The sequence below is a fragment of the Microbacterium phyllosphaerae genome (assembly GCF_050628115.1).
GTDB classification, from domain to species: Bacteria; Actinomycetota; Actinomycetes; order Actinomycetales; family Microbacteriaceae; genus Microbacterium; species Microbacterium phyllosphaerae_A.
This window is the reverse complement of sequence record NZ_CP192502.1, coordinates 392964-417043: the sequence shown is the minus strand read 5'-3', so window position 1 is coordinate 417043 and position 24080 is coordinate 392964. Positions and strand designations below refer to the sequence as shown.

Below are 24080 nucleotides of genomic sequence, written 5' to 3'. Positions count from 1 at the left end.
TCGCCATGACCTGGTCCTTCAACTCTAGAGCATTCGATGTCATGAAGCGCTTCATTTCTGATTCGTAACGGTCTTGACATGCCCTTTTTTCATATGGCATGGTGTGAATGAAGCGCTTCAAAAGAGGCGTCGCTCTTCAAGGAGGAACAGTGACCACAGCAATGAGGCGCGCCCGTCGCCTGGCCCCCGCAATCGCGCTCATCGGCGTCGGTGCTCTCGCACTCTCGGCCTGCTCAGGAGGCTCGGGGTCATCCGAGTCGGGCGCCGGTGACGGAGAGTTCACCTACCTCGGTCAGACCGAGAACACCACGATCATCAACACGCTCGAGAGCCTCGCCGGTGACCAGTGCAAGGCCGCCGATGAGGCAGCGCCGCTGACGTCCGACGACATCTCGGGTACCCAGTGGGACCAGCAGCTGCAGCTGCTCGCCAGCCAGGACGGTCTCTCGGACATGCAGATGGCTGCAGGCACTCCCGCGCTGATGTCGGAGTTCATCGAGGGCGGCAAGGTGCTCGACCTCTCGAAGGCGCTCGATGACCTCGGCGTCTCGGACCGACTCGTCCCTGCTGCCGAATCGACCGTCAAGGCGCTCTATGGTGACGGCGCCCTTTACGCCCTGCCGACCGAGTTCAACATCGAGGGCTTCTGGTACAACAAGGAGCTCCTCGCCGATAGTGGCGTCGAGGTTCCCGAGACGTGGGACGACCTCGTCGACGCCGCCTCCACGCTGAAGGACGCCGGTGTTCAGCCGTTCGCGACGGCAGGCAAGGACGGCTGGCCCGTCACCCGCCTCGTCGGCGACTACATCTTCCGCACGCTCGGCGCCGACGCCCTGCAGAAGGTCGCCGATGGCGATGCCAAGCTCACCGACCCCGAGTACGTCGCCGCGGCCGATGCGGTCGCCGAACTCGGCAAGGACGGATTCTTCGGTGATGCGGTCGGATCGATCGACTACAACGCCTCGATGAACCTGTTCCTCACGGGCAAGGCCGCCTTCTTCTACATGGGCAGCTGGGCTCTCGCGAACTTCAACGACGAGGAGCAGAACCAGATCGGCGCCGACAACATCGGCTTCGCACGCTTCCCCGACGTCGAGGGCGGAAAGGGCAGCATCGACGAGATCCCGGCGAACGTCGGCATCCCGGTGATGTTGTCCGAGAAGAACTACGACGACGAGTCGGCCGCCTGGCTGAAGTGCATCGCCGAAGGATACGGCGACACCGCGCTGAACGAGAGCGGCGTGGTCTCTGGCTTCGTGGTCGACAATCCGCCGTCCGACCTTCCTGCGACGACGCAGATCGTGCAGGAGGAGATTGCGAATGCACCCTCCAGTGTGCTCTGGTTCGAGGCGCTCTTCACTCCGAAGGCCACCGGCATCAGTCAGAACAACGGTGCAGGCCTCGCCAACGGCAGCCTCTCCGGCGAAGAGTTCATGAAGCTCGTCCAGGCAGCCAACGACGAAGGCTGACCCATTCTCGGGGTGGGCGATCGCCCACCCCGAGACCGTCGTCGTCGCATCAGGAGATCCACCATGCACAAAGTCCTCGGTGACAAGCGCGCCATCTTCGTCCTCCTCGGACCCGCGCTGCTCGTCTACTCGCTCGTCATGCTCGTCCCGATCGTGTGGTCGCTGTTCTACACGGTGCAGGATGGCAATCCCATCACCGGCTTCACCTTCAACGGGGTCGACAACTTCACGAAGTTCTTCCAGGACCCCGCCGCCTGGGATGCGATCCTCTTCACTCTGAGGTACGCGCTCATCCTCACCGCGCTGCAGGTGATCGTGGGCTACCTGCTCTCCCTGATGTACGTCTTCTGGCTCCGCAAGGGGTCGGGTCTCATCCGCACCATCGTCTTCTTCCCGGTCGTTCTGCCCACGGTCGCGGTGGCGCTGCTGTTCCAGCGGCTGTTCGAGGCAGCGCCGACGGTCGGCCCGGTGAACTCGTTCCTCGGCATCCTCGGAGTCCAGAACCTCGACTGGTTCGGCACTCCTGATGCCTCATTCTGGGTCATCATCGCGATGGACCTCTGGCGCTCGATGGGCTTCTACGCCGTGCTGCTCTACGCGGGTCTCGTCGACATCCCCGATGAGCTCATCGAGTCGGCCCGCATCGACGGAGCATCCGGCTGGAAGCTCATCCGCACGATCGTCCTGCCCCTGTCGCTTCCGGTGCTGCTGTCATCGATCATCTTCAGCATCAACGGCACGCTCAAGGTGTTCGACACCGTCGTGGCGTTGACCAACGGCGGGCCCGGCAACGCCACCACACCGCTGACCCTGTACATGTTCCGCACCTCGTTCGCCTACGGCGACTACGGCTACGGAAGCACGATCGCACTGATGCTGACGATCCTGTGCCTGCTGTTCACGGTCTTCATCTTCCGCTCCACCCGCCGCGACCTGACGAAGGACTGAACCAGTGAGCGCAACCACCACCATCGTCACGGGCACGCCGCTGCCCACCCGACGCGACGTCGACCCGAAACGCCGGGGCGCGAAGGACTTCTTCCGTCGGCTTCCGATCCGGCTGCTCATCGCCGTGCTCCTCATCGTCGAGGTCTACCCGATCCTGTGGATGCTGCTCGGGTCGTTCAAGACCCAGAGCGAGTTCCTCAACGAGCCGTTCTGGGCGTTGCCGCAGTCCTGGGACATCGTCAACTACATCGAGGTCTTCACCACCGGCGAGTTCGGCAAGTACATCGTCAACAGCGTGATCGCGGTGTTCCCGTCACTCGCGATCATCCTGGTGTTCGGCACAGCCGCGGGCTTCGCGCTCGAGGTCATGGTCTGGAAGGGCAGGGGCACCGTCCTGCTGCTCTTCCTCGCCGGCATCATGGTGCCGGCGCAGATGATCCTGCTGCCGCTGTTCACGATCTACTTCCGCACGAACATGACCGGCACCCTGTGGCCGCTCATCATCACCTATGTGGCGCTGGGCATGCCGTTGACGGTCTTCATGATGGCGACGTTCTTCCGCTCGGTGCCTCGGGAGATCTTCGAGGCGTCGACTCTCGACGGAGCCTCGATCTTCCGGTCGTTCTTCTCGATCGGGCTCCCGCTGGTCAAGAACGCCCTGTTCACGATTGGCCTGGTGCAGTTCTTCTTCCTCTGGAACGACCTGCTCATCGCGCTGACCTTCACCAACAGCAGCGACCTGCGCACGATCCAGGTCGGGTTGCTCAACTTCACCGGAGAGTACGGGGCGGTCCAGTACGGGCCGACCTTCGCCGCGATCTCGGTCAACGTACTCGGAACACTGCTGATCTACGTGTTCCTCAACCAGCAGGTCATGAAGGGCCTGACCGCAGGATCGGTGAAGGGCTGACATGACGAACATCATCGAGATCTGGCTGGAGAACAGGCGCGATGGCATGACCATCGGGATCGGAGAGGCCGAGCCGCGGATCTCCTTCGTGGCGGATGCCGTCGCATCCGCGTTCGACGCCGAGTTCACCGCGGACGACGGCACGGTGCAGGTCGAACGGATCCTGTCGACCCAGAACGTGCCGTGGCCATTCGCCCCGCTCGCCGCGCGCGAGGGGGGAGGGCTGCGCATCCGTGCCGTCGACTCCGGGGTCTGGAGCGAGCCGTTGAGGATCGAGGCCGGAATCGCTGACGACTGGCGAGTCGACTTCGTGTCACCGTCGGTCGTCGCCGGCCGCGATGCACCCCGCCCCGCCTACCTGCTGCGGGCGGTCGTCGCCGAGGGGGCGTTGCCAGAGGGCATCGTCCGCGCGCGGATCCACTCGACAGCGCACGGCGTGTACGAGCTCGAGGTCAACGGAGAGCGCATCGGTGATGACGTGCTGGCCCCCGGCTGGACGAGCTACAGCCACCGGATCCGGTATCAGACGCACGACGTGACCGCGGCGCTGCGTGGCGGCGAGAACGTGGTCGGCGCGTGGCTCGCCGACGGCTGGTACCGAGGTCACATCGGCTTCGACGGCGGAGTCTGGGACATCTACGGCTCCGATGTCGCACTGCTCGCGCAGCTCGAGGTCACCACGACCGACGGCATGATCCATCACGTACCCCTGGCATGGACCACGGCGCCGTCGCCGATCATCGAGGTGGGGCTGTACGAGGGAGAGTCCTTCGATGCGCGGCTCGAGCAGGACGGCTGGTCCGCCCCCGGCTTCGATGCGTCCAGGTGGACTCCGGCGGCCATTCTGCCCCGTGCCGACTTCCCGGCCGCGATCGAGCCGCCCACCGCGCTCCCCGTGCAGGCGACCGAGACCCTCCGCCCGGCGTCGGTCACTCGACAGCCGAGCGGACGCATCCGACTCGACTTCGGGCAGAACATCTCCGGCGTGCTGCGCATCAGGCTTCGCGCGGATGCCGGGCACACGGTGACGCTGCATCATGCCGAGGTGATCGAGAACGGCGAACTCGGCATCCGTCCGCTTCGCGCGGCGACCTCGGTCGACACGTACACGGCCGCAGGGACCGGCGAGGAGATCTACCGTCCTCGGTTCACGATCCACGGCTTCCAGTACGCCGAGCTCGAGAACTGGCCGGGCGAGCTGCGTGACGGCGACGTCGAGGCGGTGGTGATCCACACCGGGATGCGCCGCACGGCGTGGTTCGAGTCCTCGAATGAGGGACTCGACAAGCTGCACTCGAACGTCGTCTGGAGCATGCGCGACAACTTCGTCGATCTGCCGACCGACTGCCCGCAGCGCGACGAGCGCGTGGGCTGGACCGGCGACATCCAGGTGTTCGCGCCGACCGCGCTTCGTCTGTTCGCCGCCCACGGCACCCTCACCGGGTGGCTGCGCGATCTCGCGTTCGAGCAGGCCGACCAGGGCCACGTGCCCAACTTCGTGCCGTGGGTGGAGTGCGGGTTCCCGAACTTCCCGACGGCCGCCTGGGGCGATGCGGCAGTGATCGTGCCGTGGGAGATGTACCGCAACGACGGCGACCTGCGCATCCTTGCCGACCAGTTCGCGAGCATGCGGGCATGGGTCGACCTGGTCGACGACCTCACCGGTCACACCGGACTCTGGAACACCGGCTTCCAACTGGGGGACTGGCTCGACCCGACCGCGCCGCCCGAGGACCCGGGCAAGTCGCACACCGACAAGTACCTCGTGGCGACCGCCTATCACGTGCGCACGGCGCGTATCGTGGCCGACTCCGCTGCGCTTCTCGGCGAGGACGCGGATGCTGCGCGCTACCGCGCGATCGCCGATCGTGCTGCCCGCGCCTTCCAGGACGAGTTCCTCAGCGACAGCGGCCGAGTGGTCAGCGATACTCCGACCTCGATCGCCGTCGCGCTCGTGTTCGAGCTCTTCGAGAACGAGGACCAAGTGCTGCGTGCCGGTGCCCGGCTTCAGGAGCTGGTGGGGGCCGGAGGGTTCCACATCTCGACGGGGTTCGTCGGGACACCGATCATCTGCGACGCTCTGGTGCGCGCGGGCAGCATGGACTACGCCTATCACCTGCTGCTGCAGGACGAGCTGCCGTCGTGGCTGTACCCGGTCAGCATGGGGGCGACGACGATCTGGGAGCGATGGGACAGCATGCTCCCCGACGGGTCGATCAACCCCGGCGACATGACGTCCTTCAACCACTACGCGCTGGGGGCCGTCGCCGACTTCCTGCACCGTGCTGTGGCCGGGCTCGCCGCCGACGCGCCAGGGTGGGAGCGCATCCGCTTCGAGCCTCGCCCGGGTGGCGGTCTGGAGCGTGCGAGCGCGCGATACGACAGTGTCCGTGGAACGGCGTCGATCTCGTGGCAGCGCGAGGGGGAGAGGCTGTCGATCGAGCTCGAGGTGCCTGCAGCATCCACCGGCATCCTGGTGCTGCCGGGCTCGGCGGAGCAGATTCCCGTCGGCCCCGGCCGGCACTCGTTCGCCACCACGGTCCGGTCCGTCGATGACGATCCCGACCGTCCGTTCTTCGGTTGGCGCCGGCCAGAACCCGTTCTCGAGAATGAGGGAGCAGCATGACACAGTCGCACATCCGACCGGGTGAGGTGTGGCTCGACACCAAGGGCGAGCGCATCCACGCCCACGGCGGCTCGGTACTCACGGTCGACGGTGTGCACTACTGGTACGGCGAGAACAAGGAGTTCTCCACCCCCGGCAGCGGCATCTGGCACTGGGGCGTGCGGTGCTACTCGTCGACCGACCTCGTCAACTGGGACGACCGCGGTGTCATCATCCCGCCCGACGAAAGTGATGAGTCCTCGCCGCTGCATCCGGCGCAGGGCCTCGATCGCCCGCATATCATCTTCAACGCCGAGACCGGCAGGTTCGTCTGCTGGGTGAAGGTGATGACCAAGGGATCGGTGCAGCGCTCGACGGTGCTCACCGCCGACAGCATCCTCGGTCCGTACGAGATCCAGCGCACCTGGCTGCGACCCCTCGACATGAGCGCCGGCGACTTCGATCTGGTCGTCGACCCGCACGACGGCAAGGGGTACTACTACTTCGAGCGCGTGCACTCCGAGATGATCTGCGCGGATCTCACCAGCGACTACACCGACGTCACCGGGTACTACTCGACCCACTTCCCCCAGCCGCAGCCTCCGTTCGTGCGCGAGGCGCCGGCGCACTTCCAGCGCGGCGGACTGCACTACCTGCTGACGTCCGGCACCACGGGGTACTACCCGAACCCGTCGGAGTCGGCCGTCGCGCGCAGCCATCACGGCCCGTTCGAGGTGCTCGGCGATCTGCATCCGCAGGACGACTCGCGCACGTCGTTCCACTCGCAGATCTCCTCGGTGTTCCGGCACCCGGGCAAGAAGGACCTCTACATCGCGATCGCCGACCGCTGGCTTCCGCGTTACCTCGACCACGGCGATCGAGCTCGTCAGGCCTTCATCGAGCACTTCGCGCCCGGCAAAGACGGTGACGAGCCGATGGAGGAGTTCGCCTACGTCGACACCTCGATCGCCGATTACGTCTGGCTGCCGATCCGCTTCGAGAATGACCGCCCGATCATCGATTGGCGAGCGGAGTGGTCGCCGGACGAGTACGAGGACGCCTGATCCGACGGCTCCATGACGTAAGAGGGGGCGCGATCCCGCGCCCGAGATTCACACTCAACGAGGAGAAATGAATGCACCTTCGACGACCCTTCCGAATCGGCGCCGCACTGTGCGTCGGCTCCCTGCTCCTGACCGGCCTGATGGCCGCCGGCTCTGCGGCATCAGCCGAAGAGAGCGCCGGAGAGCCAGACTTCGGTCCGAACGTCCACATCATCGAACCCACTGATGATCCGGCCCAGACGCAGTCGCTGTTCGAGTCGCTCTTCGGCGACCTGGAGACGGCAGAGTTCACCGATCAGCGCGCAGCGGTGCTGTTCAAGCCTGGTGAGTACTCTGTCGACGCGCAGCTCGGCTATTACACCTCGGTCGCCGGGCTCGGACTTCTTCCCGACGACGTCAGCATCGATGGACAGATCCGCGTCGAAGGTCGCGTGTGGGATCAGACTCAGCCCTGGGTCGACGACGCCCTGACCAACTTCTGGCGCTCGCTCGAGAACGTCTCGATCACGCCCTCGGGCGGAGCCGCGCGCTGGGCGGTCTCGCAGGCCGCCCCGATGCGACGGGTGCACATCCAGGGTGATCTGCAGCTGTATCCGCAGTACTGGGGGTTCTCCAGCGGCGGATTCCTCGCGGACTCGGTGATCGATGGCGAGGCAGGTTCAGGCCCTCAGCAGCAGTGGTACACCCGCAACAGCGAGGTGGGATCGTGGGCCGGGTCCGTGTGGAACCAGGCGTTCACCGGCGTCGAAGGCGCCCCGGCGACCTCCTTCCCGTCGCCTGCCTACACGACGGTCGACACGACGACGGTGAGCCGCGAGAAGCCGTTCCTCTACGTGGACGACGCGGGCGACTGGCAGGTCTTCGCTCCCGCCCTCGCGCATGAGAGCCGGGGTGCGAGCTGGACCGACGGCACACCGGACGGTGAATCACTGCCCATCGGCGACTTCTTCATCGCCCAGCCGGACGACAGCATTGCGGCGATCAACGCGGCACTCTCTGCGGGGCGCGACCTCATCCTCACCCCGGGTATCTACGAGTACTCGTCTCCGATCGAGGTGACCCACCCGGACACGATCGTGCTGGGCATGGGGTATGCGACCGTCGTGCCCACAGCCGGCAACGCCGCTGTCGAGGTCGCCGACGTCGACGGCGTCCGGCTCGCCGGATTCACCGTCGAAGCCGGCGAGCCGCAGTCCGACGTCCTGATCCGGGTCGGCGGCCCGGGCGCCTCGGAGGATCACGCGGCGAATCCCACGAGCATCCAGGATGTGTACGTGCGCATCGGCGGAGCGCGTGCGGGAAGCGCGGTCACCTCACTCGAGGTCAACAGCGACGACGTCATCATCGACCACATCTGGATGTGGCGCGCCGACCACGGCGCGGGAGCCGAATGGGACACGAACCGCGGTGACCACGGTCTCGTCGTCAACGGCGATGATGTCTCGGCGTGGGGTCTCTTCGTCGAGCACTATCAGAAGAACCAGGTGGTCTGGAACGGGAACGGAGGCAGCACCTTCTTCTACCAGAGCGAGCTGCCCTATGACCCACCGACCCAGGCGGACTGGATGGACGGATCCCGTAACGGCTACGCCTCGTATCGAGTGGCCGACACGGTGACCACCCACACCGCGACAGCACTGGGTGTCTACTCGTTCTTCAACTCGGGGGCTCCGATCGACGTCGAGTCCGCGATCCAGGTGCCGCTTCGAAACGGGGTACAGCTGCGCAACATGGTCTCGGTGTTCCTCGCCGGCAACGGCTCGATCAGTCACGTCGTCAACGACCAGGGCGCGGCGTTGGTCGGAGGCTTCGGAACGTCGACCGTCATGGAGTACCCCGGGAAGATTCCGGTGCCGAGTGATGTCACTCCGCCGACCGTCACGGTGAAGTCGGGCGCACAGTTCACGGTGGAGCGTGGGAGCGTTTACAACAAGGTCAGCGTCAAGCTGCACGACGCGGGCAAGATCGACAGGGTCTCGATCAACGGGGTGGTCAAAGACCTCGTGAACGATGCCTGGTCCGATGTGAACGGCATCAGACCGGGGGTGTTCGGAGCCGTGCGCGGGGTCAACACGCTCGTCGCCTATGACGTGGCAGGCAACGCGAAGACCTTCACCTTCGATCTGCGCTGAGGAAGGGGATGCCTCCGGCAGGAGGCATCCCTGCTCGCGCCTGAGCGCCCTCAGTCGAGCAGGCTCGTGATCGCCGGGTCGCGTCTGGCGACCTCGGCAGCCGTCGCGACGATCGCGTGACGCATCGCCGCGACGGCGATCGCCGGGGTGACGTCAGCGCGGTGGGCGAGGCTCACGGTGCGGGTCATCATCGGATGCGTGAGCCGCACCGACCGCAGCGCCGGCTGATCGAGGAGCACCATCGCCGGGACGACCGCGACCCCGACGCCGCGTTCGACGAAGCGCAGCACGGCATCCATCTCCGCTCCTTCGAGCACGAAGTTCGGGGTCAACCCGGCCGATCGGAACGCCGCATCGGTCGTCGCCCGCAGCTCATAGGTCTCGTCGAGGGCGATCAGGGGCAGGGTGGCGAGGTGAGCGAGGCTCATCGACGAGGACGACGACACCGGGGGCTCGGATGCCGCCGACACCACGACGAGCTCCTCGGTGAGCAGTGGCATCCGCGACAGGCTGAACCCCGACGGCGGGGGACCCTCCGACTCGGTGATGAGCGCGATGTCGACCGCGCCGACGGCGAGCTGGTCGACCAGCAGCCGCGAGCCGCTCTCGGTGAGGTGCAGGTCGACGCCGGGGTGGGCGGCGTGAAAGGTGCTGATCGCTTCGGCGACGAGGCTGATGCAGAGCGTGGGAGGGGCACCGAGACGCACGCGCCCACGGCGCAGGCCGGCGAGCTCGCCCATCTCCTCGCGGATGGCGTCGGATTCCGCGAGCATCCGCTGTGCGCGGGGGAGGAGCGCTTCGCCGGCGGAGGTGAGCGCGATGTGGCCGCGGGCCCGGTGGAAGAGCTCGGCGCCGAGCTCGCGTTCCAGCGTCGAGATCTGTCGGCTGAGCGACGGCTGGGCGAGATGCAGGTGCTCGGAGGCGCGGGTGAAGTGGCCGAGGCGGGCGACCTCGACGAACCCGCGGAGCTGCTCGAGGTTCATGCCTGCAGTCTATCGATACCAGTAGAACAATGCATTGGAGTTATTAGGGCCCCCTAACTAGCGTCGAATGCATGAGTACTCGCGAACGTCAGATCTCCACCACGGTCCTGGTCATCGGGACCGGCGGATCCGGGCTGCGCGCGGCGATCGAGGTCGCCGAGCACGGCATCGACGTCCTCGCCGTCGGCAAACGCCCCCGACAGGATGCCCATACCTCTCTCGCCGCCGGCGGCATCAATGCCGCCCTCGGAACCATGGACGAAGGCGACAGCTGGCAGCAGCACGCCGCCGACACCATCAAGGAGAGCTACCTGCTCGCAAACCCCCACACGGTCGAGATCGTGACGCAGGGGGCCGAGCGCGGCATCCGCGACCTCGAGCGCTGGGGCATGGACTTCGCCCGAGAAGACGACGGCCGCATCTCGCAGCGGTTCTTCGGCGCCCACACCTTCCGCCGCACAGCGTTCGCCGGCGACTACACGGGACTCGAGATCCAGCGCACGCTCGTCGCCAAGGCCGAGCAGCTCGAGGTCCCGATCCTCGATCACGTCTACATCACGCGGCTGCTCGTGCGCGACAACGTCGTGTTCGGCGCCTACGGCTTCGACCAGTCCGACGGCACGCGCTACCTGATCCACGCGGATGCCGTGATCCTCGCCGCCGGCGGTCACAACCGCATCTGGCGTCGCACCTCGTCGCGCCGCGATGAGAACACCGGCGACTCGTTCCGCCTCGCGGTCGAGGCAGGGGCCCGGCTGCGCGACCCCGAACTCGTGCAGTTCCACCCGTCAGGGATCATCGAGCCCGAGAACGCCGCCGGCACCCTGATCTCCGAGGCCGCGCGCGGCGAGGGCGGCATCCTGCGCAACGCCCTCGGTGAGCGGTTCATGTCGAAGTACGACCCCGAGCGCATGGAGCTCTCGACCCGCGACCGCGTGGCGCTCGCCGCGTACACCGAGATCGCCGAAGGCCGCGGCACCGACAACGGCGGCGTCTGGCTCGACGTGTCGCACCTGCCGCGCGAGACGATCATGACCCGACTGCCCCGCGTCTACCAGACGATGATGGAGCTGCAGATGCTCGACATCACCACCGAGCCGATCGAGATCGCGCCCACCGCGCACTATTCGATGGGTGGGGTGTGGGTGCGTCCGGAGGACCACCAGACCGACGTCGACGGCCTCTATGCGATCGGCGAGGCATCGAGCGGACTGCACGGGGCGAACCGCCTCGGCGGCAACTCGCTGATCGAGCTGCTCGTCTACGGGCGCATCGTCGGTCAGGCGGCGATGGCGCACGCGGCCGCCCTCGACGCCCAGCCTCGGTCGGCGGATGCCGTGGCGCAAGCCCGCGCCGAGATCGACGATCTGCTCGCGGCGGACGGGCGCGAGAACGTGCGAGCCCTGCAGCGCGCCATCCGCAACACCATGACCCAGCACGCCGGCGTCGTGCGGTCGGAGGAGGGGCTCCGTGCCGGCCTCGCCGACCTCGACATGATCGAGGGACGAATGGAGGACATCGGCATCCACCCCGACATCGCGGGCTTCCAGGATCTCGCGCATGCCTTCGACCTCAAGGCGTCGGCGCTTGCCGCACGCGCCACGATCGAGGCCGCACTCGAGCGTCGTGAGACGCGCGGATGCCACAACCGCAGCGACTACCCCGACACCGACCCCACGCTGCAGGTCAACCTCGTCTGGTCGCCCACAGGCGGCGTGACGCACGAACCGATCCCCGAGATCCCCGCAGAGATCGCAGAGCTCATGCGCGAGGTCGACACCGAGGGCAAGCTCGTCGAGTAGCCCGCATCCGAGCACGCTCCCGTCGCGCGATCCGTCGTGCCGATCGCCCTCGGCACGACAGACACCGCGACGGGAGCGGAGGGCCTGAGCGAGGTAGGAGTCGCTCAGTCGCCCTCGTCGGTCTCCGGACCGTCGATGACCCCGATCCCGACCGCCTCATGGTCGGGCTCGGGGTCATTTCGTGACGGGGCCTTGGGCTCCTCCGAGGGCTCCTTCTCGGTGCTCGGCTCTTCGAGTTCGTCGTTGTCGGGAATCTCCGACGGATCGGCGTCCTCAGGCGACTCCGCCTCGGCGGATGCCTCCGCGCTCTCTCCAGGGGTCTTGAACTCCCCGGCGTCGCCGGACGACGGCGTGGGGGTCGGGCTCTGCGCCTCGGGGGCGCGACTCGCAGTCGGGTCCTGTTCGGGTGTGCTGTTCGTCATGATCGTCCTTTCGCATCGAGTGCCTGACCAGGATGGAGTCTCGGTGTGTGGGGACGAAGGGGCTTGACGGCGGCGTCCGGATCGTCCGCGGTGCGGATCACGACGTACGCTTAGGACGTGACAGCGTACGTCTCGGCCTTCGATCTCTTCTCCATCGGAGTGGGCCCCTCGAGTTCCCACACGGTCGGGCCGATGCGGGCGGCACTCGAGTTCGCCCGCCGACTGCGCTCGACCGGGGTGCTCGACCGCGTCGCTCGCGTCGGGTGCACGCTGTACGGATCCCTGGGGGCCACAGGGATCGGACACGGCACGCCTGATGCCGTCGTCGCGGGCTTGCGCGGTCTCGCCCCCGAGACCTGCGATCCGTCGGAGGTGCGCGCCGCCTGGACGGACCTTCGCGAGGGTGCGACGGTGCGCGTCGACGGCTCGCACGAGATCCCCTTCTCGAAGACGGACATCGTGTTCGAGCCGCGCACCCGTCTGCCGGGCCATCCGAACGCGATGACGATCAGCGCGTGGGATGCCGACGAGCAGGTCGTGGCGGAGGAGACGTACTACTCGGTCGGCGGCGGGTTCATCCGTCGGGACGGCGAGGAGACGAAGATCTCCGCGGCTCCGCTGCCTTACTCCTACGCGGACGCGGCATCGCTGCTCGCGCTGTGCGACGAGCACGGGCTGTCGATCGCCGAGATCGCTCGCCTGAACGAGACTGCGCAGCGCTCGGAGGAGGACGTCGCAGCCGGCCTCGACGCGATCTGGGACGCGATGGCCGCCTGCGTCGACAACGGTCTGCACTCCGACGGTGTGCTTCCGGGCATGCTCAAGGTCAAGCGTCGCGCGAGTGCCATCCGCGGGCAGCTCGAAGAGGCCGAGGCCGACGGGCACCGCGAGCTTCCGGGGGAATGGCTGGGTGCCTTCGCTCTCGCCGTCAACGAGGAGAACGCGGCGGGCGGTCGGGTGGTCACCGCACCGACGAACGGAGCGGCCGGCATCCTCCCCGCCGTCGCGATGTACTGGTGGCGGTTCCTCGCCGACTCCGGCCTCGGGGCCGGCAACGCGGTCACTCCGTACGGAGAGCTCGTCGGCAGCGCACTGCTCGGTTTCGGCGCGGAGGCGTCGCTCGTCGCCGTCGGAGCGATCGACGACCCCGACGCGGTCGCCGAGGCGAACCGTCGCCGCGGCATCCGGCGTTTCCTGCTGACCGCCACTGCTCTCGGATCGCTGTTCAAGGCGAACGCGTCGATCTCGGGGGCCGAGGGCGGATGCCAGGCCGAGGTCGGCTCGGCGTGCGCGATGGCCGCCGGCGGCCTCACCGCCGTGATGGGCGGCACGAACCGGCAGATCGAGAACGCCGCGGAGATCGCCATGGAGCATCACCTCGGACTCACCTGCGACCCGATCGGCGGGCTCGTGCAGATCCCGTGCATCGAGCGGAACGCGATCGCCGCCTCCACCGCGGTGACGGCGACACGCCTCGCCCTTCGCGGCGACGGAAGCCACTACGTCTCGCTGGATGCGGTCGTCGAGACGATGCGGCAGACCGGAATCGACATGTCGACGAAGTACAAGGAGACCAGCGAGGGCGGACTCGCGGTCAACGTCATCGAGTGCTGAGCGGGCCTCCCGGCCTTCGCGTCGGTGGCTGCGACTAGCCTCCCTCGGAGGAGGAGCGCATGGAATCGATCTGGACCCCGGGCAGCCGTCGCCGACGCGAGCAGCCGGTCGTCGCCGTGCGAGCGAGCGACGACGCCCCCGAACCCGGTCGGGTCTGGCCCGCGAGCATCCCCGCCGTGGCGCAGGTGCTGAAAGAGGGGATCGATCTCTCGCCCGGTGTGACGTTCCTCGTCGGCGAGAACGGCAGCGGCAAGTCCACGATCGTCGAGGGAATCGCGATCGCCTACGGTCTCTCACCCGAGGGCGGGTCGAAGTTCGCCAGACACAGCACCCGGCCCAGCGAGTCTCCGCTGTCGGAGTGGCTGCAGCTGCAACGAGGGGTCGGCGCGAACCGCTGGGGATTCTTCCTGCGGGCTGAGACGATGCACTCGTTCTACACGTACCTCGAAGAGAACCCCTCGCCGCGGGGCGATGTGCCGTTCCACGAGATGAGTCACGGCGAGTCGTTCCTCGCCCTCCTCGAGAGCCGATTCGACGAACCGGGCTTCTACTGTCTCGACGAACCCGAAGCCGCATTGTCGTTCCAGTCGACGCTCACCCTCATCGCCGTGCTGCAGCGCATAGTCGACGAGGGCGGTCAGGTGCTCTGCGCCACCCACTCGCCGGTGCTCGCCGCGCTGCCAGGGGCTCGGATCCTCGAGGTGGGCGACTGGGGCATCCGTCCCGCCGAATGGAATGACCTCGAGATCGTGAATCACTGGCGCTCGTTCCTGCAGGATCCGCAGCGTTACCTGCGGCATCTGCTCGACTGACGGCGCCACTGCATCCTCGTCGTAGGCTGGCGCCATGACCGAGCAGCGCACGCCGAGGAAGCGCGGGCGCCCCCGTGGCGTCTCCGACTCGCGCGACCGCATCATCGCTGCGGCTGTCGACGAGTTCGGCGAGCACGGATACGACGGCTCGACGATCCGCTCGATCGCCGCCCGTGCCGACGTCGACTCCGCTCTCGTGCATCACTACTTCGGCACGAAGGCCGATCTGTTCGCCGAGGCGGTCGGCATCCCTCTCCGCCCCGACATCGATGTGCCGGCCATCGTCGCGGGTCCGCGTGACGCCGTCGGTGAGCGTCTCGTGCGCTACGTGCTCGACGCCTTCGAGCAACCGGACATCCGCCGTCGAGGGGTCATGCTCATCCGCACGGCGATCGGCAGCCGGCTCACGACACCGCTGCTGGCGGGATTCCTCGCGCGCGAGCTCATCGGCAAGATCGCGAAGACGCTCGGTGTCGCAGATGCCGACCTGCGTGCGACGCTCGTCGCCTCGCAGATCGCGGGCCTGCTCCTCACCCGCTACGTGTTGAAGCTCGGGCCCATCGCCTCGGCATCCGTCGACGACATCGTCTCACGCGTCGGACCTACCGTGCAGCGCTACCTCTTCGAGTAGGCCGGGGCTCGCCCTACCGCCGCGCGAGCGTTCGAAACCCGTTGACCCCGCCCGTCGGCAGGCGCATAATTCATCACATGATGAATAAAGCGGCGGTCGAGATCTCGGGGCTCCGTGTGCGCAGGGGGAAGACGTCGGTGTTCGACGGGATCGACCTGATGATCCCCCAGGGGGAGATCACCGGACTCCTCGGGCCGTCCGGGTGCGGCAAGACGACGCTGATGCGTTCGATCGTCGGGGTGCAGCGGATCTCCGAAGGCACGGTGACGGTGCTGGGCGAGCCGGGCGGATCGCGACAGCTGCGTCACCGGGTGGCCTATGGCACGCAGGGGGCTGCCGTGTACGGCGACCTCACCGTGCGCCAGAATCTGTCGTACCTCGCCTCCGTGCTCAACGCGCCGAAGGGTGACGTCGACCGCGTGATCGATGAGGTGGGTCTCGGCGCGCAGGCCGGTCAGCTCGTCGAATCACTGAGCGGTGGCCAGACCACGCGGATCTCGCTGGCGATGGCCCTCATCGGCACGCCGGAGCTCATCGTGCTCGACGAGCCGACGGTCGGCCTCGATCCGGTGCTGCGGGTCGAGCTCTGGGACCTGTTCCGAGGGCTCGCCGAGCGCGGAGTCACGATGATCGTGTCGAGTCACGTGATGGACGAGGCGCTGCGATGCGATCGGCTGCTGCTGATGCGGAGCGGACGGATCATCGCCGACACGAGCCCGGCGGCACTGCTCGCCGACACCGGCACCGCCGACCCCGATGCGGCGTTCCTCGCCCTGATCGACCGCGACAGTCGTGAGCACGAAGGCCATGCACCGCCCGCCACACGGCGCGAGCGGCGGGGGACGGCGCAGTGAACGGTCGACGGATGCTCGCGACCGCCGCACGGGTGCTCGGCCAGCTGCGCCACGACCCTCGCTCGATCGCTCTGATGCTCATCGCCCCGAGCCTGCTCGTCGGTCTCTTCGCCTGGTTGTTCAGCGACCAGGACGGAGTGTTCGACCAGTTCGGCGGTGCGATCCTCGCGCTGTTCCCGTTCATCGTGATGTTCCTGATCACGTCGATCACGACCCTGCGAGAGCGGCGTTCCGGCACGCTCGAGCGGCTCATGACGACGCCCCTCGGCAAGGCCGACTTCATCCTCGGGTACGCACTGGCCTTCGGCCTCATGGCGCTGCTGCAGGCCGTCGTCACTGTGTCGTTCGCGGTGGGAGTGTGCGGTCTCGACGTCGAGGGCGAACTGTGGCAGCTCGGACTCGTCGCGGTGGTCGACGCGCTTCTCGGCACGGCGCTCGGTCTGCTCGCCAGCGCGTTCGCCCAGACCGAGTTCCAAGCCGTGCAGTTCATGCCCCTGCTCGTCTTCCCGCAGATCATCCTCGGCGGGCTCTTCATGCCCCGCGACCAGATGCCCGACGTGCTGCACGCGATCTCGGATTGGCTGCCGCTCAGCTACGCGATCGACACGATCAACGCCGTGACGGCCGGCGACGACGGGTGGGACGTCTACGGGCCGCTGCTCGTGGTCGTGGCGTTCGGGGTCGGCGCGCTGGTGCTCGCGTCGCTCACATTGCGGCGCCGCACGCCCTGAGACCTGCTCGAGAACCGCTCAGCGCGCGGAGCGGTTCTTGGTGTGCCTGGTCGGCACCGCGGCCCAGGGGTCCTCCGGCCACGGATGCTTCGGGTAGCGCCCGCGCATCTCGGCGCGCACCTGGGAGTACGGACCCGACCAGAACGAGGCGAGGTCGTCGGTGACCGCGAGCGGACGCCCCGCGGGAGACAGCAGGTGGAAGAGCACCGGAACCCGTCCGTCGACCAGCCGCGGGGTCTCCGCCCAGCCGAAGCACTCCTGCAGTTTCACGGCCACGACAGGGCGTGCGCTCGGGTCGTCGTGTGGCGGGTAGTCGATGTGGATGCGGGAACCGGTGGGCACCTCCAGCCGGTCAGGGACGAGGTCATCGAGCCGTGCGGCCTCAGGCCAGGGGAGCAGCCGGCGAAGAGCCGACGTCAGATCCAGCCGGCTCACGGGCACACCACCCGCGAGGGCGTCGAGCTCCGGCGCCAGCCAGGCATCGAGGGTCGCGATCAGCCCGGGATCCGACACGTCGGGCCAGGGATCGCCGATCTCCCGTCGCAGCAGAGCCAGACGGCGGCGCAGGGCGTCTGCACCCTCGGACCATGACAACATGCCGAGTCCGTCTCGTCGGATCGCCCGGCGCACGGCATCCCGTCCTTCCCGGGCCGATGCGCGCACCGGCGCCGAGGAGCGCAGGATCGCACCGATGCGGCGCTCGCGACGAGCCTGGACCCGACCGCCGGTGAACTCCGCCTCGACGCGATCGGTCATCAGATGATTCGCGGCGCTGTCGATCTGCGCCTCGGTGAGCACGGCGGCTGACCGGATGATGGCACCGGATCCCGCTGCGGCTCGGGCAGAGGCGCGTGCGACGTCGGCGACGGCGAGCCATTCGACCGCCGCGAGCGGACCGCGCACTCCCGCACGGGTTCCGGATGCCAGCAGGAACGTCGCACCCTCGGCGGTGCGTTCGACACGGTGGGCGATTCGCTCGGGGAAGGCGAGAGCGATCACCAGGCCGACTCCGTCGAGGTCCGAGCGGACCCCCGGCGTGGGGCGCACCATCCGTTCGAGGCGATCGGCGTCGCTGCGCCATCGGCGGGCGTCCGGCGCCCGGCCACCACGCAGCGCGATGATCGCCTGAGCGACGTCGGCTTCGGCGATGCGCAGGTCGCCGCCCAGCAGTGCGACGATTTCGGCCGAGAGTCGCGCCCCGACCCGGGGACTCCCATCGCGGAGAGCGCGGGCGAGCCGTGGATCGGTAGGGATGCGTGCCAGGCTGCGGCCCTCGGCGGTGGCTCGACCCTCGTGGTCGATCGCGCCGAGACCCCGGAGTACGGCGAGCGCATCGGCCAGGTTCTGAGCAGGAAGCGGGTCGATCATCCGCAGGCCGGCGCCGCCGGGGGCGCCCCAGCAGGCGAGCAACAGGGCGGCATCCGCGAGGTCGGTCACCGCGATCTCGGGAGCAGGACGCACAGGAGCCGCCGCGTAGGTGCGCTCGTCGACGCAGCGGATCACCGTGCCGGCGCCTTGGCGGGTCGCGCGTCCCGCACGCTGCACGCACGACGAGCGGGAGGCGGCGGCGGTCACCAGACCCGTCATGCCGCGCGCGGCGTCGCGTTGGGGATGCCGAGCGAGGCAGCTGTCCACGACCAGGCGCACGCCCGGCACGGTCAGCGACGACTCGGCGAGCGACGTCGTGACGATGATGCGCGGAGGGGCATCCGGTGCGCGGCCGACGATCACGGCATCCTGCTCTGCCGCGGAGATCTGTCCGTGCAGCTCGCGCACATCGAACGCGTCGCTCGCGGTGCGCAGGCGTCGGGCGATCTCGGAGACCTCACGCGCGCCCGGGGCGAAGACCAGCACGTCGGCCCGATGGTCGTCTCGGGTGAGCTCCCTGGCAGCGGATGCCGTGGTCGCGGCGACGTGATCGAGGAACCCCCAGGTGACCCCGCGCTCATCGAGTCGCGGCACGGGGCTCGGGGCCCAGCGTTCCGTGAGCGGGAAGGCGGGGACGTCGTGGTCGACGATCGGTGCGGCAAGGTCGTCGGTGCCGAGGGCGGCCGAGATTCGAGGCGCGTCGAGGGTGGCGGACATGGCGATGACCGTCAGGTCGTCGCGCAGCTCACGGACCTCCGAGAGCAGGCCGATCAGCAGGTCGGTCTCGAGGGCGCGCTCGTGCACCTCGTCGATGATCACGGCGCTCACGCCGTCGAGCCCCGGATCATCGAGCATCCGCCGCAGGAGCACCCCGGCCGTGACGAACTCGATCAGCGTCTCGGGTCCTGCGGAGCGCTCGCCGCGGACGGTGAAGCCCACGCGGGTGCCGAGCGCGGTGCGGTCGAGGTGGGCGAGTCGCCGTGCGGCCGCGCGGGCGGCGACGCGGCGGGGCTGGGTGACGATCACACGCCCGGTCGTCCGCGATGCGACGAGAGGCGGCACGAGCGTGGTCTTGCCCGTGCCCGGCGGTGCGCTCACCACCACGGACGCACTGGCGTCGAGCGCTGCGGAGAGATCATCGACGGCGGCCGCGAACGAGAGCCCGGCGCCGATGGCAGCGAGGTCGAAGACGGGAGCGGTCACCCCTCCAGTCTGCCCGTTCTCCGCGACTCCGCAGACGACGGATGCCGCGACCGATCCGGCCGCGGCATCCGCTGTGTGCTGTGTGCTGTGTGCTGTGTGCTGACTACTCCGCTGCGGGAGCCGGCGGTGCCGGCGGCGGCGGGGTGGTCGGTGCCGACTGGCGAGTCGGCGCGGCGGCCGGGGCTGTTGCCGCAGCCACGCCCTCGCCGATGCCGCGACCGACGGCCTGACCCTGGATGATCGACGCGAGATCGAGCCCGGTCGCCGAGCTGACGCTGTCGAACACCGACTTCAGCGCCTTCGCGCTGTCGGCGCCGACGACGTTCGAGGCGCCGTCCTCGCTCGAGCCGCCGATGATCGAGACGTTGCCGATCGCGGCGTAGCCCTTCGAGAACTCGGCCATGATCGACGGCAGCACATCGAGCACGCGCTGCGACAGGAAGGCATCCTGGTTGGAGGCGATGGCCTTCGCCTCGGCCTCGACGGCGGCGGCTCGCGCCTCACCCTCGGCGCGGATGGCGTCGGCCTCGGCGTTCGCACGCAGACGACGAGCCTCGGACTCCGCCTCGGCCTGGGCGCGCAGTGCGTCGGCCTCACCGGTCGCACGGGCGATCGCGGCTGCGGCCTCACCGTCGGCCTTGGCCTTGTCGGCCTGGGCCTGCTGCTCGGCGATGCGGGTGCGGGCCTCGGCCTGCTTGACCTGCTCGATCGCGCCGGCCTCTGCCGCGCGCTCACGCGTGTAGAGCTCGGCCTGTGCACGGGTCTCGGCTTCGTACCGCTGGGCGTCGGCGACGCGCTTGACGTCGGCGTCGAGCTGAGCCTGCCGGTTCTCGGCCTGCTGCTGCAGAACGGCCTGCTGGGCCTGCTCGCGGGCGAGGTTCTCGGCCTGCTCTGCCTCGGCGCGCGCACGGCCGATGCCGGCGTTGGCGTTGGCGGTGTTGGTGTCGAGAGCGGTCTGCTCGACCAGGTTGGCTTCCTGATTGGCGATGTTCTTCTGGTTGATCGCACGGTCGGCGTTGGTCTGCGAGATCTCGGCGGACTGACGCTTCGCCTGGATCTCGGGAGCACCGAGCGACTGGATGTAGCCGACCTTGTCGGTGATGCCCTTGATCTGGAAGGAGTCCAGGATCAGACCCTGCTCGGCGAGCTCCTGCGAGACGTCGGCAGCGATCTGGTCGGAGAACTTCTTGCGCTCGCGCATGAGCTCGACGACCGAGAGCGTCGCGACGATGCCGCGGAGAGCACCTTCGAGCTGCTCGGTGGTGAACTGCTCGATGGCCTTGTCCTGCGAGGCGAAACGCTCGGCGGCGCGGCGCACGAGGATGGGGTCGGAGCCGATCTTCACGATCGCGACGCCGTCGACGTTGAGCGTGACGCTGTCGAGCGACTGGGCCTCGGCGTTGAGCGAGACCTGGCGCGAGCGCAGCGAGATGATCTCGTGGCGCTGGGTGATAGGGTTCACCAGCGACTTGCCGTTCACGATGACCGTGACGGGCGACTCCGACATCTCGTCTCTGGTCGAGCCGTCCGCTCCGATGACAGCGCGTGCCACCTTCTGCTTGCGTCCCGAGATGACGAGCGCCTCATCGGCGCGCGCGACCTTGATCCAGCTGCGTGCGAACAGCAGCAGGATGAGCAGGACGACGACGGCGGCGACGACTGCGATTCCGACGATGACGAGGATGCCGACGATTCCGGCGATCTCCATGGATGACCTCCCTGGTTCCCCCCGAGGGGGCGGTCTTGGATGCCGGCGCGGCCGCGCGGGCGTTCACGCTCCACCCTGCCAGAAAAGCGCAGGGGCCGTCGTGGCCGTGGTGCGGAGGGAAGGTCAGCGAGCCCGGAGCTTCTCGGCGAGGTCGCGGAGCGTCTTCAACTCGGCGTCGTCGAGACGCGACATCCGCTCGGCGATCGATCGCCCGTGCACGGTCGCGATGGCGCGGAAGGCCTTCGAGCCGGCATCCGTCGCCCTGATCAGTGCCCCGCGTCCGTCATCGGGGTCGGGGCACTTCGAGACGAGATCGCGCGCGACCATCCGGTCGATCAGGCGCGAGACGCTCGGCTGGCTGATGAGCATGTTCGCCGTCACGTCGCGCAGTCGCGCGGACATGCCGGGGGAGCGGGTGACGGTGAGCAGCACGTCGTACTCGGCCTGGCCGAGATCCGTGTCCTCGAAGTCGGCGTTCATCTCGGTGAACAGCTCGTGCTGCGCGCGGAACAGGCTCTCCCATGCCTCGAGGGCGAGCTTGCGATCGGTCATGGGAACAGCGTACTGGCAACAGTAAAGGGCCGGTCGGAGAGGCTCCCGACCGGCCCTTGTCCCTTGCACCAAGAGTGTCCTGCAATCACATGCGGTGTATGCCACAGCAAACATTCACCGTGCGATCACTCTATAACGGCGAGATAACGAATGCAACGGTTTGGTCACGAAATTCCTGGCACATGGTCAGTGGTTCTTTCCCCAGCACCTGAGCTTGGCGAACATGTCCTCGATCAGCCAGCGGGTGTCGAACGCCTCGCACACCCGGATGCGCGGGTCGTCATCGAGAACGCCATCGATCTGCGCGTCGGCCGTGAACCGCGGCGGCAGACGCATGCTCCAGCGCGCGCCGAGCGGATTCAGGAGCGCGCCGATCGCAGGGCTGTCGCCGAGCGATCGGAAATCCACCGGTCCGTACTCCACGGTCGAGTTGAACGCGATCAGCTGATCCACGAGGTAGTCGCCTAGCGGGCTAGTGCCGGACAGTCGCTCGCGGAGCTCGGCGTGCCCGACGCCGATCATCGTGTACACCGGCATCGGGATCTGCCAGATCTCGACACCGGACGCGAAGACGGCCTCGGCGGCCGCCACATCGTTCACGAGGTTGAACTCGGGGGAGTACCCCGCGAACCCCTCGTAGGGTGGGCCGCCCACCCATACGACGAGCGGATCGGCCGCGACGAGATCGGGGTGCTCCAGGAGTGCGGTGGCCACGTCGGTGAGCGGGCCGAGCACGGCGATGCATAGCCGCCGCTCGTCGGAGTACGCCTCATCGATGATGAGCCGGGATGCCGCGGAGGGGCGAGGTGTTCGCGCGTCGGGCAGGGGGCCGTCGGCGCCTTCGGCGACCGCGAGATCCCCCGAGGCCCCCATCAGTCTGCGGAGTCGCTCGATCTCGTCGCTCGATGCCGCTCTGCTGCCGTCGCGACCGAAGTGCGCCGGCAGCACTCCGCGCACGTCGAGCACGGGCGAGAGCAGCGCGTGCACGACGGCAAACTGGTCGTCGGCCTCGTTCGCGGCATCCGTGCTGATCAGCACCTTGCGGCGCGGGGGAGTATGCAGGACGTCAGAGCGATTCACGATGGATCAGGGAGGTCGGAAGCAGCTGCTCCTTCTCAGCCGGCAGCCCGCGGATGGTCGCGAGAAGCGTGTCGGCTGCGGCCCGGCCCATCTCCTCGAGGGGCTGGCGTACCGTCGTCAGCGGCGGGTCGGAGGTGCCGGCGATGAGGATGTCGTCGAAACCCACGACAGAGACGTCCGTCGGAACCCGGCGTCCTGCGGCCTGCAGCACGCGCAGAGCCCCCGCTGCCATGAGATCGGATGACGCGAAGATGCCGTCGAGGTCGGGTGCTCGTTGCAGCAGCCGCGCCATCGCGGCGGTGCCGCTGTCGAGCGTGAAGTCGCCGTGCACGATCGGGCCCGGCGCGATGCCGTGTCTGGCCAGCTCGTCCGTCCAGCCGCGCGTGCGGTCTCTCGCCTGCTCGAGGTCGAGGGGGCCGGTGATGATTCCGATCGACCGGCGTCCCGCTTCGACGAGGGCCCGGGCGGCGAGCACGCCGCCGCCGTAGTTGTCCGAGTCGATCACGATCGGGTCGGGACCGATGTCGGCGTGCGGGCGACCGACCCAGGCGATCGGAACCGGAGAGTCGGCCAGCCGCTCCACGAGGTGCGTGATCTCGTGCTGCAGGATCACGATGGCGCCGTCGACCGCGCCGGAGCGCAGGAATCGGGGGATGCGGTCGAGGTCCTCCTCGTCTGCGGGGAGCAGGACGGGTTGCACCTCGCCCGCCGACAGGCCCTTCGCCGCGCCCTTGAGTACGGCGGTGAAGAACGTTCCGCTGTGGCTGCCGAGCTCTTCGAAGGCGATCACCAGGCCCACGGCGCCGGCGCGACCGCCACGGAGCACTCGTGCGGCGAAGTTCGTCTCGTAGCCGAGGCGCTGTGCCTCGCGCTCGACCGACAGGGTCATCGTCGGGTCGACGTTCGTCGCGCCGGCAAGGACGCGCGCCGCGGTGGCGCGGGAGACTCCTGCGGCGTGTGCGACGTCGACGATGGTGGGTCTGACCATGGCTCTCTCCGCAGGTGTGAGGGTGGACCGAAGATCGATCTCTGACTGAAGAGATCATTGCACGAAATCGGGTGATCGTCCGCGCGTACCGCTGCGAAGTGTCGTCAACCGCAGCGCACTGCCCAACCTGCGGCCATCTCGATCGCCAGGGTTGCCGTGTGGAGAAATCTTGGCTACTGTGACCCGAACGAGAGATCGATCTCT

The 24080-nt window shown here is 68.1% G+C and carries 19 protein-coding genes; 12 read left to right on the top strand and 7 right to left on the bottom strand.

From position 1 onward, the window contains the following. Positions 1-149 precede the first annotated feature (149 nt). The 6 genes from ACQ4LY_RS01840 to ACQ4LY_RS01815 all read left to right on the top strand — a co-directional run bounded on the left by ACQ4LY_RS01840 (position 150) and on the right by ACQ4LY_RS01815 (position 9128). The gene (locus tag ACQ4LY_RS01840; protein ID WP_431074297.1) at positions 150-1469 is read left to right on the top strand and encodes an ABC transporter substrate-binding protein; all 1320 of its coding nucleotides are present in this window, start codon (positions 150-152) and stop codon (positions 1467-1469) included. Between the two features lie 63 nt (positions 1470-1532). Next, complete coding sequence (locus ACQ4LY_RS01835; RefSeq protein ID WP_431074296.1) at positions 1533-2417, top strand: carbohydrate ABC transporter permease; 885 nt, start codon at positions 1533-1535, stop codon at positions 2415-2417. A 4-nt stretch (positions 2418-2421) separates the two neighbouring features. Beyond that, positions 2422-3327 carry a carbohydrate ABC transporter permease gene (locus tag ACQ4LY_RS01830; RefSeq protein WP_431074295.1) on the top strand — a complete coding sequence of 302 codons (906 nt, stop codon included), beginning with the start codon at positions 2422-2424 and terminating at the stop codon, positions 3325-3327. A 1-nt stretch (position 3328) separates the two neighbouring features. Continuing rightward, complete coding sequence (locus ACQ4LY_RS01825) at positions 3329-5953, top strand: family 78 glycoside hydrolase catalytic domain (RefSeq protein WP_431074294.1); 2625 nt, start codon at positions 3329-3331, stop codon at positions 5951-5953. Further along, positions 5950-6996: a family 43 glycosylhydrolase gene (locus tag ACQ4LY_RS01820; protein WP_431074293.1), complete on the top strand. Its 1047-nt coding sequence runs from the start codon at positions 5950-5952 to the stop codon at positions 6994-6996. The genes ACQ4LY_RS01825 and ACQ4LY_RS01820 overlap by 4 nt, the downstream gene beginning before the upstream one ends. A gap of 71 nt (positions 6997-7067) precedes the next feature. After that, positions 7068-9128: a hypothetical protein gene (locus ACQ4LY_RS01815; RefSeq protein WP_431074292.1), complete on the top strand. Its 2061-nt coding sequence runs from the start codon at positions 7068-7070 to the stop codon at positions 9126-9128. Between the two features lie 50 nt (positions 9129-9178). Here the strand turns inward: ACQ4LY_RS01815 and ACQ4LY_RS01810 are convergent, their stop codons facing one another. Continuing rightward, positions 9179-10111, bottom strand: coding sequence for a LysR family transcriptional regulator (locus tag ACQ4LY_RS01810; RefSeq protein ID WP_431074291.1), 933 nt, complete (start codon positions 10109-10111; stop codon positions 9179-9181). Between the two features lie 71 nt (positions 10112-10182). On the opposite strand from ACQ4LY_RS01810, the gene ACQ4LY_RS01805 reads away from it, so the two are divergent. Further along, complete coding sequence (locus tag ACQ4LY_RS01805; protein ID WP_431074290.1) at positions 10183-11913, top strand: L-aspartate oxidase; 1731 nt, start codon at positions 10183-10185, stop codon at positions 11911-11913. A gap of 104 nt (positions 11914-12017) precedes the next feature. On the opposite strand, the gene ACQ4LY_RS01800 is transcribed toward ACQ4LY_RS01805, so the two are convergent. Beyond that, complete coding sequence (locus ACQ4LY_RS01800) at positions 12018-12335, bottom strand: hypothetical protein (protein WP_431074289.1); 318 nt, start codon at positions 12333-12335, stop codon at positions 12018-12020. A gap of 117 nt (positions 12336-12452) precedes the next feature. Here ACQ4LY_RS01800 and ACQ4LY_RS01795 point away from each other — a divergent pair, with 117 nt between their 5' ends. The 5 genes from ACQ4LY_RS01795 (at position 12453) to ACQ4LY_RS01775 (ending at position 16977) form a co-directional block, all read left to right on the top strand. Next, complete coding sequence (locus tag ACQ4LY_RS01795; RefSeq protein WP_431074288.1) at positions 12453-13949, top strand: L-serine ammonia-lyase, iron-sulfur-dependent, subunit alpha; 1497 nt, start codon at positions 12453-12455, stop codon at positions 13947-13949. A gap of 59 nt (positions 13950-14008) precedes the next feature. Beyond that, positions 14009-14761 carry an AAA family ATPase gene (locus ACQ4LY_RS01790; protein WP_431074287.1) on the top strand — a complete coding sequence of 251 codons (753 nt, stop codon included), beginning with the start codon at positions 14009-14011 and terminating at the stop codon, positions 14759-14761. 34 nt (positions 14762-14795) lie between these two features. After that, positions 14796-15392: a TetR family transcriptional regulator gene (locus ACQ4LY_RS01785; protein ID WP_431074286.1), complete on the top strand. Its 597-nt coding sequence runs from the start codon at positions 14796-14798 to the stop codon at positions 15390-15392. Between the two features lie 77 nt (positions 15393-15469). Next, positions 15470-16246, top strand: coding sequence for an ABC transporter ATP-binding protein (locus ACQ4LY_RS01780; RefSeq protein WP_431074285.1), 777 nt, complete (start codon positions 15470-15472; stop codon positions 16244-16246). Further along, positions 16243-16977, top strand: a complete 735-nt coding sequence (locus ACQ4LY_RS01775; RefSeq protein ID WP_431074284.1) for an ABC transporter permease — start codon at positions 16243-16245, stop codon at positions 16975-16977. Before ACQ4LY_RS01780 ends, ACQ4LY_RS01775 begins: the two co-directional genes overlap by 4 nt. Positions 16978-16995: 18 nt before the next feature. Here ACQ4LY_RS01775 and hrpB read toward each other — a convergent pair whose 3' ends face one another. The 5 genes from hrpB to ACQ4LY_RS01750 form a co-directional block, all read right to left on the bottom strand. Further along, positions 16996-19548 (bottom strand): ATP-dependent helicase HrpB, encoded by a 2553-nt coding sequence (gene hrpB, locus ACQ4LY_RS01770; RefSeq protein ID WP_431074283.1) that lies wholly within the window; start codon positions 19546-19548, stop codon positions 16996-16998. A gap of 103 nt (positions 19549-19651) precedes the next feature. Next, positions 19652-21256 (bottom strand): SPFH domain-containing protein, encoded by a 1605-nt coding sequence (locus ACQ4LY_RS01765; RefSeq protein WP_431074282.1) that lies wholly within the window; start codon positions 21254-21256, stop codon positions 19652-19654. A 123-nt stretch (positions 21257-21379) separates the two neighbouring features. After that, positions 21380-21808 carry a MarR family winged helix-turn-helix transcriptional regulator gene (locus ACQ4LY_RS01760; RefSeq protein ID WP_431074281.1) on the bottom strand — a complete coding sequence of 143 codons (429 nt, stop codon included), beginning with the start codon at positions 21806-21808 and terminating at the stop codon, positions 21380-21382. Positions 21809-21994: 186 nt separating this feature from the next. Beyond that, positions 21995-22888 (bottom strand): nucleoside hydrolase, encoded by an 894-nt coding sequence (locus ACQ4LY_RS01755; RefSeq protein ID WP_431074280.1) that lies wholly within the window; start codon positions 22886-22888, stop codon positions 21995-21997. Then, complete coding sequence (locus tag ACQ4LY_RS01750) at positions 22875-23876, bottom strand: LacI family DNA-binding transcriptional regulator (protein WP_431074279.1); 1002 nt, start codon at positions 23874-23876, stop codon at positions 22875-22877. Before ACQ4LY_RS01750 ends, ACQ4LY_RS01755 begins: the two co-directional genes overlap by 14 nt. Between the last annotated feature and the right edge of the window lie 204 nt (positions 23877-24080).